The sequence below is a fragment of the Arenibacterium sp. CAU 1754 genome, from assembly GCF_054482635.1.
The window spans coordinates 282,554-292,750 of sequence record NZ_JBTLRG010000002.1; the positions used below are offsets into that span (position 1 = coordinate 282,554).

At 60.4% G+C, this 10,197-nt stretch carries 13 protein-coding genes; 7 read left to right on the plus strand and 6 right to left on the minus strand.

The features are described 5' to 3' along the window. Positions 1–12 precede the first annotated feature (12 nt). From ffh to ACXYMO_RS08005, 3 genes are all read right to left on the minus strand, one after another. The gene (ffh, locus tag ACXYMO_RS07995; RefSeq protein ID WP_458878168.1) at positions 13–1,509 is read right to left on the minus strand and encodes a signal recognition particle protein; all 1,497 of its coding nucleotides are present in this window, start codon (positions 1,507–1,509) and stop codon (positions 13–15) included. 237 nt (positions 1,510–1,746) lie between these two features. Beyond that, positions 1,747–2,328, minus strand: a complete 582-nt coding sequence (locus ACXYMO_RS08000) for an FMN-dependent NADH-azoreductase (RefSeq protein ID WP_458878169.1) — start codon at positions 2,326–2,328, stop codon at positions 1,747–1,749. Positions 2,329–2,542: 214 nt separating this feature from the next. Continuing rightward, positions 2,543–3,334, minus strand: a complete 792-nt coding sequence (locus ACXYMO_RS08005; protein WP_458878170.1) for a M15 family metallopeptidase — start codon at positions 3,332–3,334, stop codon at positions 2,543–2,545. A 293-nt stretch (positions 3,335–3,627) separates the two neighbouring features. Here ACXYMO_RS08005 and ACXYMO_RS08010 point away from each other — a divergent pair, with 293 nt between their 5' ends. Together ACXYMO_RS08010 and ACXYMO_RS08015 are read left to right on the plus strand one after the other, a co-directional pair. Beyond that, positions 3,628–4,503 carry a LysR family transcriptional regulator gene (locus tag ACXYMO_RS08010; protein ID WP_458878171.1) on the plus strand — a complete coding sequence of 292 codons (876 nt, stop codon included), beginning with the start codon at positions 3,628–3,630 and terminating at the stop codon, positions 4,501–4,503. Beyond that, on the plus strand, positions 4,503–5,390 hold the full coding sequence (locus ACXYMO_RS08015; RefSeq protein ID WP_458878172.1) for a DMT family transporter: 888 nt from the start codon (positions 4,503–4,505) through the stop codon (positions 5,388–5,390). The genes ACXYMO_RS08010 and ACXYMO_RS08015 overlap by 1 nt, the downstream gene beginning before the upstream one ends. A 149-nt stretch (positions 5,391–5,539) precedes the next feature. Here the strand turns inward: ACXYMO_RS08015 and ACXYMO_RS08020 are convergent, their stop codons facing one another. Next, the gene (locus ACXYMO_RS08020; RefSeq protein WP_458878173.1) at positions 5,540–5,875 is read right to left on the minus strand and encodes an ArsR/SmtB family transcription factor; all 336 of its coding nucleotides are present in this window, start codon (positions 5,873–5,875) and stop codon (positions 5,540–5,542) included. Positions 5,876–6,105: 230 nt separating this feature from the next. Between ACXYMO_RS08020 and ACXYMO_RS08025 the strand changes: the two genes are divergently transcribed. The 5 genes from ACXYMO_RS08025 (at position 6,106) to ACXYMO_RS08045 (ending at position 8,788) form a co-directional block, all read left to right on the plus strand. Beyond that, positions 6,106–6,441 (plus strand): AtpZ/AtpI family protein, encoded by a 336-nt coding sequence (locus ACXYMO_RS08025; protein WP_458879066.1) that lies wholly within the window; start codon positions 6,106–6,108, stop codon positions 6,439–6,441. Positions 6,442–6,468: 27 nt separating this feature from the next. Further along, a complete protein-coding gene (locus ACXYMO_RS08030) occupies positions 6,469–7,272 on the plus strand; it encodes a F0F1 ATP synthase subunit A (RefSeq protein WP_458878174.1) in 804 nt (267 codons plus the stop codon). 78 nt (positions 7,273–7,350) lie between these two features. Next, positions 7,351–7,587, plus strand: a complete 237-nt coding sequence (locus tag ACXYMO_RS08035; protein WP_008205040.1) for a F0F1 ATP synthase subunit C — start codon at positions 7,351–7,353, stop codon at positions 7,585–7,587. Positions 7,588–7,673: 86 nt separating this feature from the next. After that, positions 7,674–8,222, plus strand: a complete 549-nt coding sequence (locus ACXYMO_RS08040; RefSeq protein ID WP_458878176.1) for a F0F1 ATP synthase subunit B' — start codon at positions 7,674–7,676, stop codon at positions 8,220–8,222. A gap of 5 nt (positions 8,223–8,227) precedes the next feature. Further along, complete coding sequence (locus tag ACXYMO_RS08045) at positions 8,228–8,788, plus strand: F0F1 ATP synthase subunit B (RefSeq protein ID WP_458878177.1); 561 nt, start codon at positions 8,228–8,230, stop codon at positions 8,786–8,788. A 71-nt stretch (positions 8,789–8,859) separates the two neighbouring features. On the opposite strand, the gene ACXYMO_RS08050 is transcribed toward ACXYMO_RS08045, so the two are convergent. Together ACXYMO_RS08050 and ACXYMO_RS08055 are read right to left on the minus strand one after the other, a co-directional pair. Beyond that, positions 8,860–9,327 carry a metal-dependent hydrolase gene (locus tag ACXYMO_RS08050; protein WP_458878178.1) on the minus strand — a complete coding sequence of 156 codons (468 nt, stop codon included), beginning with the start codon at positions 9,325–9,327 and terminating at the stop codon, positions 8,860–8,862. Then, entirely contained in the window at positions 9,327–10,097 is a 771-nt protein-coding gene (locus ACXYMO_RS08055) for a FadR/GntR family transcriptional regulator (protein WP_458878179.1), read from the minus strand. Before ACXYMO_RS08055 ends, ACXYMO_RS08050 begins: the two co-directional genes overlap by 1 nt. Positions 10,098–10,197 lie beyond the last annotated feature (100 nt).

Consider the following 10,197-nt stretch of genomic DNA (forward strand, 5'->3'; position numbering starts at 1 on the left):
AAGGGGCGCGGGTCATTTCTTTTTCCCGAGTCCGGACAGGCCGGGGGGCAGGGCCATGCCGCCGCCGCCCAGACCGGGCAGCTTGCCGCCCATTTGTTTTGCCGCCGCTTCAAGCGCCTTTGGGTCCATGCCGGCGGCCATATCAGCGGGCATGCCGCCTTTGCCGAACATGCCCTTCATGGCCTGTTTGAGCATGCCGCCTTTGCCCATCTTGCCCATCTTCTTCATCATGTCGCCCATCTGGCGGTGCATCTTGAGCAGCTTGTTGAGGTCGCTGACCTCCATCCCCGCACCCGCCGCGATGCGTTTTTTGCGGCTGGCCTGCAAAAGCGCGGGGTTGGCGCGTTCGCGTTTTGTCATCGACTGGATCAAGGCGATCTGGCGTTTTAGGATCTTGTCGTCAAACCCGGCCTGTTCGACCTGTTTGGCCATCTTCCCCATGCCGGGCATCATCGACATCATGCCCTCCATGCCGCCCATCTTGAGCATCTGTTCCAGCTGCATGCGCAGGTCGTTCATGTTGAACTGACCTTTCATCATGCGCTTCATCATCTTTTCGGCCTGTTCGGCCTCGATCGTTTCCTGCGCCTTTTCGACCAGGCTGACGATGTCGCCCATGCCCAGGATGCGGCCGGCGATACGGTCGGGTTCGAAGGTTTCGAGCGCATCCATCTTTTCGCCCAGGCCGACGAAGCGAATGGGTTTGCCGGTGACAGCGCGCATGGACAGGGCCGCGCCGCCGCGCCCGTCGCCGTCCATCCGGGTCAGGACCACGCCGGTCACACCGATCTTGTCGTCGAATTCGGTGGCCACGTTCACCGCGTCCTGACCAGTCAGGCCATCGACCACCAGAAGGGTTTCGCGCGGGTTGGCCACGTCGCGCACGGCCGCGGCCTGTGCGATCAGCTCCTGGTCGATGTGCAGCCGTCCGGCCGTGTCAAGCATGTAGACGTCATAGCCGCCCAGCCCGGCCTGTGTCTTGGCGCGCTTGGCGATGGCGACGGGGTCTTCGCCTTTGACGATGGGCAGGGTGTCGACGCCGATCTGGTTGCCCAGGATGGCCAGCTGTTCCATCGCCGCCGGGCGGTTGGTGTCGAGCGAGGCCATGAGAACCCGCTTGCCTTCTTTTTCCTTGAGGCGTTTGGCCAGTTTTGCAGTTGTGGTCGTCTTGCCCGACCCCTGCAGGCCGACCATCAGGATCGGCGCGGGCGGGCTGTCGATTTTCAGCGCGCCGGGGTCGCCTTCGCCCTTCAACACGTCGATTAGCGCATCGTGCACGATCTTGACGACCTGCTGGCCGGGGGTGATCGATTTGGTGACTGCCTGGCCCGTGGCCTTGTCTTGCACGACCTTGATGAAATCGCGCGCGACGGGCAGCGATACGTCTGCCTCCAGCAGGGCGACGCGCACCTCACGCAGGGCAGTTTTGACGTCGTCCTCGGACAGCGCGCCCTGTTTCGTCAGGCGATCAAAGACCCCGGAGAGCCGTTCGGACAGATTTTCAAACATGCGCCGGTTCCTTTTTCACCGTTGACCTTTGCCCCCTATCTAGGAAGAGGACGCGAAATGCACAAACGCCCCCACGGGCGTAACACGCTGGTGGGGGGCGATCCCGGACAATCCCGGGACCGGAAGGCTGACGCTTCCGGGTATTGGGTGCGAATTAGGGATTTAAGGGCGGTGAGTCAAGGCACAGGTTCGGATGGTCGGCGGGCAGGTCTTTGCCCGCCGCCGTTTTCTGATCGCTCAGGCAGCCAGTTTGGCAACGGCGTCCTGTGCCTCGGCAATCGAACCTTCGGGATCGATGCCCAGTTTGTCCGCATAAACGAACTGTACCTCTGTGATGCCGATAAAGCCAAGAATGTGACGCAGATACCCTGATGCGAAATCGATCTCGGACCCAAAGGGTGTGCCGCCGGTCGTGAGGGCGATGATGGCGCGCTTGCCTTTCATCAAGCCTTCGGGACCGGCCTCGGTATAGCGGAAGCTGCGCCCGGCGCGGGCGACCAGATCAATCCAGGCCTTGAGCGTAGTGGGGATGGCGAAATTATACATCGGCGCGCCTATGACAATGGTATCCGCGCGTTCGAGTTCGCCCAGCAGGGTATCGGACAATTCCAGCGTCTTTTTCTGGGCGTTGGTGCGGGTATCTTCAGGGGTGAAATTCGCGCCGATCCAAGTTTCGTCGATCAGCGGCAGGGCCTGGGCCAGATCGCGGCGGATGACGCTGTCGGCGTTCAGGCGTTGAACAATGTCGGCGGTCAAAGCGCGCGAGACGGAATCGGCAAACCTGGCCGACGCATCGATATGCAATACTGTGTGTGTCATGTGTCGTCTTCTTCCTGTGAGGTGCTCGTGACAAGACATGATGTAACCCTTTCGTTTTCGAACTTAAGGGCTGAAAAGTGGGTATTTATGTGCGAGGATGCACATATGTGGCCTTGATCCGCAAAAGGCGGAACCGGGCGCCGTGACTTGGATTGTGGCGATGAGGAGGGAGCAATGACCCGCTCCCGCCCTTCAAGCGCGCAAATCCACTCCTTCAGAGCCTTGCGCGCTGGAAATGCATCGCGTCCTTGCCCCAGAGGCGGATGGCCGGGAGCCATTCGTTCGCCTCCATGATATCGAGAAAGTCCTTGTATTCCGACCCGCAGAACAGCGCCTGCGGGCAGCGGGTCCTCAGGCCGTTGGGTGCCGCGTAGAAATCAATCGCGCACCCATAGGCGTGCATGGACCATCTGTTCGACCCGCGCATCTTGCGGTGGTAATAGGCCCCGGCATAGCGGTCGATGCCCAAGTCGCGCCATCTTGCTTCGCCGTAGTGATTGCGCACATCGATCAGCGCGTTTTCAAGCTGTGCCGCGGCAAGTCTGTGCACACGTATCTTTCTGGTTTTCTTTCGCAGGTTCCAATCAATCCGCACATCGAAGGGCAGTTCGATCATCACCAGCTTTGACTTGATGTCCGCGCCGGGCGTTCCATAGACCGTGCCGACATCGTTCTGATGCGGGATCGCGCCCGCGCCCACCGGGTTCGGAAGCGGCGTGCGGTCGATCTCTTCGTCGCGGCCGTTGGTCTTCTTGAACAGATAGGCATTCAGCGCCTCTTCGGTGTTGACGCCATACCAGCCGTCAACCGACCCGGCCTGAAATCCAAGTTCGTTCAGGCAGGCCTGTGCCGCGGCGGTTTCGCGGCGTTTGTCAAAGGTGGTCTTGGGATCGAACGTGTAGACGTCTTTGTGTTTTGCCTCAGTCGCGAGAATGGCCTGATGGCTGATCGGGCCAAGAATGCCGTCGATACCGCCCTGGTAGTGCCCACAGGACGCAAGAAGCATTTGCAAATGTCTGTTTTCCATAGAAAGCCCCCGTGCAAAAATAAAGTTCATCAAAAAGTGGCGTATCTTACACCAAAAACGCGGATTCCCAAAACGGCTGCGAAGTGCGCACCGGGGGTCTGGGCCGCCAGGTGTGCTTGCTCCGCGATCGGTGGAGAAGTCGGAAACCGCGTGCGGATCGCTGCCCATGGGCCGACCTGCCCGGCATGGCGGCACTCGCTCCTTGCAAATCCGAACGAAGCGCGGGAAAGTCCTTCACAGGTGTTGAGATTTGCACAATCGGGGCCGCGGATATGGATAACTGGGACGAGATACGCACCGCCTATCAGGTGGCGCGGATGGGAACGGTCAGCGGTGCGGCCGAGGTTCTGGGCGTGCATCATGCCACCGTCATCCGTCATATCGATGCAATTGAATCCCGCATCGGGGTCAAACTGTTCCAGCGACATCCGCGCGGATATACCCCGACCGAAGCCGGCAACGACCTCATGCGCGTCGCTCAGGCGACCGACGATCAGCTCAATCAACTGGTCGGACGGCTCAAGGGGCAGGGCGATGACGTCAGTGGCGAACTGGTTGTCACCTCGCTCGGCTCTCTTGCGCCGGTGTTGGTCCCGGTGCTGGCGGATTTCCAGAAACTCCATCCCGGGCTGATCGTGCGCTATCTGACCAGTGAGCGGCTGTTCCGTCTTGAATACGGCGAGGCGCATGTCGCCATCCGGGCGGGTGCCGCGCCGGATCAGCCCGACAATGTGGTGCAACCCTTGACGACGCAGAAGATCGGGCTTTTCGCCAGTACATCCTATCGGGACCGTCACGGTATTCCCGCGGGCCTGGAAGAATTTGCCGATCACTGGTTCGTTGGTGCGGATGATGCGCACAGCCGCGCACCGTTCAGCAAATGGCTGCGCGAAAACGTCCCTGCGGACCGGATCGTCTTTCGCGCGACAAGCGGATACGCCGTGCAAGAGGCAGTGCGCGCCGGGGCCGGAATCGGGTTCATGCCCAAATGGGAGGTTGCGCGTCATGACGGGCTGGTTGAGGTGATGGAGCCGCAGGAAAACTGGGCTGGGCCCATCTGGCTGGTCACCCATGTGGACCTGCATCGCACGACCAAAGTGCAAAAATTTCTGCAGTTCCTGAAAGACAGCGTCAAGGACTGGGATTGATGCGTGACCAAACTCAGGGCCATCTGGCCATGCTGGCCTTTTCGGCCCTGGTGGCGGGGTCGTTTTCGCTCGGCTCGATCGTGGCAAATGACATCGCGCCAGCGGCCCTGAACGCGGCGCGGTTTGCCATTGCGGCCGTGGTGATCGGCATTGCGGCGCTGGCCACAACGGGGATCCCACGCAGTGCCTGGGTCGCACCTTGGCGCTATCTGGTGCTTGGTTCGCTGTTTGCCATCTATTTCGTGCTCATGTTCGAAGGGTTGAAGACCGCGCTGCCGGTCAGTGCGGCGGCGGTGTTCACGCTGACCCCGGTGATGGCGGCGGGGTTCGGCTGGTTGTTGTTGCGCCAGATCACGACGCCGCGCATGGCCCTGGCGCTGACCATCGGGGGTGCCGGGGCCTTGTGGGTCATCTTTCGCGCTGACTGGGCCGCGTTGCGGGCATTCCAGATCGGCAAAGGTGAAATCATCTATTTCTGGGGCTGCGTGGCCCATGCCATCTATACACCCATGGTGCGCAAGCTGAACCGGGGTGAGCCTGCGGTCGTGTTCACCTTTGGCATGCTGGTGGCGGGTTGCGTTGTGCTGGTGCTCTATGGCTGGAGCGACATCCGCGCGACCGAATGGACCAATCTGCGTCCCATTGTCTGGATCGCCCTGTTCTATGTCGCTATCTGCGCCAGCGCGATGACCTTTGTCCTGCTGCAATTTGCATCGCTGCGGCTGCCGTCGGCCAAGGTGATGGCCTATACTTATCTCACGCCCAGCTGGGTGATCCTGTGGGAAATGGCGCTGGGCAATGGTGTGCCGGGCGGACTTGTCTTTGCCGGGATCGCGATGACGGTTCTTGCACTGTGGCTTTTGCTTCTGGACGAAGAACGACATTAAACGGGAACCATCCCGGCCCTCGCGACGTTGTGTCATGTGACTACTGCAAAAATGATACCAAAGAGGGACATAGCAATGCGCAATATTATCTACCTGATCGGTCTTATCGTCGTCGTCATGGCCATTCTGCGGTTTGCCTTCGGCGCCATTTAAACGTCGTGCGACCCGTCCAGTTCGGCGGCAAGAAACCGTTCGAACGCGTCCAGGTTGACGGGTTCGAACTGACCAAACCCCTGCATCCAGACGCTGGCCCCACGCATCGCTTCGGGTTCCAACTTGCACCATTTTACGCGCCCGCGCTTTTCCTGGGTAATCAACCCGGCACGGGTGAGGATGGTCAGATGCTTTGAGATCGCGGCCAGCGACATTTCGAACGGCTCGGCCACGTCGGTGACGGCCATGTCGTCCTCCAACAGCATACGCAGAATTTCGCGCCGGGTCGGATCGGCCAGGGCGGCGAAAGTGGTATCGAGCGCGTTGGACATACCCATCGCATTGCCCCAGCTTGATTTAATCGTCAACCAAATGGTTGAATAAGCGTTTTCCTTGAATCCGTCGTGCCGTGGGCCTGCGGTCGAATGACGCCCCGCCTAAAGAACTGAGAAATACTTTTTGCAATCAGTGGCTTGTGACGTTTCCACGCACCCCTCCTTGCCAATTGACTCTGAAAGCCCCGCGCAATAGCACCGTGGCAAGAATTGCGAGGGATTTTTCGGTGACCGAAGACGACCAAAAGCAGCGCCTGGCGCAGCTGGAGGCCCGGATCGAAGCGGCCAAGAAGGCCGATGAGCCGAAATCTCACACGGAAGAGCATTATTCCATGGCCAACTTGGCCTGGCGAATGGTGATCGAACTTGTGGCCGGTCTCGGGATCGGCTTCGGCATCGGATACGGGCTGGACCATCTTTTTGGAACGCTGCCCATTTTCATGGTGCTATTTGTATTGCTGGGGCTTGCGGCCGGGGTAAAAACGATGCTCCGCAGCGCGCAGGAAATCCAGGAAAAGAAACTGGCCGACGAGGCCGAGAAAAATGCGCAAGACCGGGATTGACCGCCCGGCGACAGGAGAAACGGACTGATGGGCAAACTGTTCTTTTTTGTGGCTCTGGCACTGGTCGTTGTTTCGGGGCTGATATTCTCACCCGAGCACGCGGGCCTGCAAATCCACCCGATGGATCAGTTCATCGTTCAGCCGCTGTTCGGTGGTGGCGAGATTTCCATGTTCACCCTGACGAACGTGACACTGTGGATGGGCCTGGCCATTCTGGCGGTGATCGCCCTGATGGTTCTGGGATCGTCGCGCCGCGCCATCGTGCCCTCGCGCGGGCAGTCGGTTGCCGAACTGGCCTATGGTTTTGTCTACAAGATGGTTGAAGACGTGGCCGGCAAGGACGCGGTCAAGTTCTTCCCCTACATCATGACCCTGTTCATGTTTATCGTGATGGCCAACTTCCTTGGCCTGATCCCGATGTCCTTTACCACGACATCGCACATCGCCGTGACCGCGATCCTCGCTGCGCTGGTGTTCCTGACCGTGACCATCGTCGGGTTCGTCAAGAACGGCGCCGGGTTCCTTGGCCTGTTCTGGGTGTCAAGCGCGCCTCTGGCATTGCGCCCCGTCCTGGCCATCATCGAGCTGATTTCCTACTTCGTGCGCCCCGTCAGCCACTCCATTCGTCTTGCGGGCAACGTCATGGCGGGTCACGCGGTTCTCAAGGTGTTCGCCGGGTTTGCCGGTGCGCTGGGCCTGTTCAGCTTTCTGCCGATCCTGGCCATCACCGCGGTTTACGCTCTCGAAGTTCTGGTGGCCTTTATCCAGGCCTACGTGTTCACCATCCTGACCTGCGTGTATCTCAAGGATGCGCTGCATCCGAGCCACTAAGGCAGGACCTGAAAGATTAACCGCGCACCACTCGGTGCGCGCCCCTCATCACCAAATTCCATCGTAAGGAGAAAAATCATGGAAGGCGATATCGCACAACTGGGTCAATTCATCGGTGCAGGTCTGGCAGCTATCGGTTCGGGTGCCGCCGCTATCGGTGTGGGCCACGTCGCAGGCAACTTCCTGGCTGGCGCTCTGCGCAACCCTTCGGCTGCAGCCGGTCAGACAGCAACCCTGTTCATCGGCATCGCGTTTGCAGAAGCTCTGGGCATCTTCTCGTTCCTGGTCGCTCTGCTGCTGATGTTTGCCGTCTAAGACTCTTCGGAACCTATTTCCTTACGGGCGGGCGGTGCACAAACCTGCACTGCCCGCTGTAACGGCAAGTTCCTTAGGAGGACGACATGGCAACAACTACTAATGACGCAGCCCACGGCGCTGTAGACGCAGCACACGGTTCGGCCCCGGGCATGCCCCAGCTGGACTTCTCGACCTTTGCGAACCAGATTTTCTGGCTCGCGGTCACGCTTGTCGTCATCTTCTTCGTGCTGTCGCGCATTGCGCTGCCGCGCATTGCGGCCATTCTGGCCGAACGTCAGGGTGCGATCACCAACGACATCGCCAAGGCCGAGGAACTCAAGGCCAAGGCAGTCGAGGCTGAAGACGCCTATAACAAGGCCCTTGCTGATGCCCGCTCCGAGGCACAGCGCATCGTTGCCGAGGCCAAGGCCGAAATCCAGGCTGATCTGGATGACGCCATCGCCAAAGCAGATGCCGAGATTGCGGTCAAAGCGGCCGAATCCGAAAAGGCCATCGCAGAAATTCGTGCCGGCGCCGTTGACGCCGTGCAAGAGGTTGCCAAAGACACCGCCGCCGAACTGGTTTCGGTCATGGGTGGCAAGGCCGATGCAAAGGCAATCGCCGGCGCTATCGCAGACCGGATGAAAGGATAAGAGCCATGCGTACTCTGTTCGCCCTTTTCCTGACCTTCGGCGCAGCAAGCCCTGCGTTTGCAGCCTCGGGTCCGTTCCTGTCGCTGGGCAACACCAACTTTGTTGTCCTTCTGGCCTTCATCCTGTTCATTGGCGTTCTGCTGTTCTTCAATGTGCCCAAGACGCTGGGTGACATGCTGGACAAGCGCGCCGAGGGCATCAAATCCGAACTCGACGAAGCGCGCGCCCTGCGGGAAGAGGCCCAGACGGTTCTCGCCTCGTATGAGCGCAAGCAGAAAGAAGTTCAGGAACAGGCAGACCGTATCGTCGCCACAGCCCGCGAAGAGGCGACCATCGCCGCCGAGCAGGCCAAGGCCGATCTGCAGAAATCCATCGCGCGCCGTCTGGCTGCCGCCGAAGATCAGATTGCTTCTGCGCAGGACACGGCCGTCAAGGAAGTCCGCGACAAGGCTGTTGCCGTTGCTGTGTCTGCGGCCAAGGACGTGATGGCCAAGCAGATGACTGCCGCCAGCGGGAACAAGCTGATCGACGACGCTATCGCGCAGGTCGACGCGAAACTGCACTGACATCGGGATCAAACCCGAAACGTTCTAACCCGGTCCCAGTGGCCGGGTTTTTTCGTTTTGGCGGGGGGTGGTCAGTTTCTTGAGGACCGCCACCAGACAAGGGCGGCGACCGAGCAGACGGTGATTTCCACCAGGAAGGTCCAGTGGGTCAGGAACGACAATATCCAATGGCTGCGCGTTGCGGGTACCACCACCAGCGGCTGGGCAAAATCGCTGACCGGCCAGCCCCATGTGATCTGGCCGGTGATACTGTCGAGCAGCATGTGGATGACCCCACCAACCCCCAGACCGGTCAGAACCGTCCCCGGCATCCGGCGCGACAGGATCAGCCCCAGGGCCAGCAGCCCGACCCAGATCAGCGGGCGGTGCGTGATGTATTCGTGGTGATGAAACGCGCGATCATGCCAGAAATAAAAGGCGGCCAAATCCACATCCGGCAGAACCGACCCGACCAGCGCCGTGCCGAACAGGACCGGCGCAATGCGGGTGGGCGACGCTTTCAACGCGAGGTAGGCGCCGGGCAGGTGACCGATGAACATCAGCGCCCGCTTTGTTCGTGCTGCAGGCGCTGCTGGGCGATGGCCTCGTTGCGCAGGGCACGTTGCTGGTCACGCAGGGCTTGCTCGACGTAATTCAGATGGGCGCGCACCGCGTTGCCCGCGGCCTCAGGATCGCGCGCCTGAAGCGCGTCGTTGATGGCGCGGTGCTGGTCCAGCAAGGCGGCCCGCGTGGTTCGTTGTTTGAACATGACCTGACGGTTGTAGAACACGCCTTCGCGCAACAGGTCGAACATCGAGCGCATCATATGCAGCATCACCACGTTGTGGCTGGCCTCGATGATGGCGCTGTGAAACTGCGCGTCCAGTTTTGCCTCTTCCTCCGCGTTGCGGCGCGCATGGCTGGCTTCCATCTTGTCAAAGATGGTCTGCACAACCTGCAGGTCACTGTCCGATCCCAGCCGCGCCGCGCGTTCAGCGGCCAGCGCTTCCATATCGCGGCGAAAGGACACGTAGTCGAACATCGCCTCGTCATGGGTGGCAAACAGCCGTTGCAGGGCGGGCGAAAAGGCCGATCCCAGGACGTCGGCCACGAATATCCCCGACCCGGCCTTGGCGCTCAGCAATCCCTGGTCCTGCAATTCGGCCACCGCGTCGCGCAAACTGGGCCGGGACACGCCCAGCCGTTCGGACAGTTCACGCTCGGACGGCAAACGCTCGCCCGGGCGCAGAATGCCGCGCAGGATCAGCAATTCGATCTGGCGCACGACCGAGGTTGACAGTTTTTCGGGCTGAACTTTCTGAAACGGCATTGGGGGTCCTTGTCGATCCGACGGAATATAAGGGCCAATCCCAGGCGCCGTCCATGGGTTTTGGCGGCATCTGTGTACGGCGAAAGGTTTTGTTAACCAA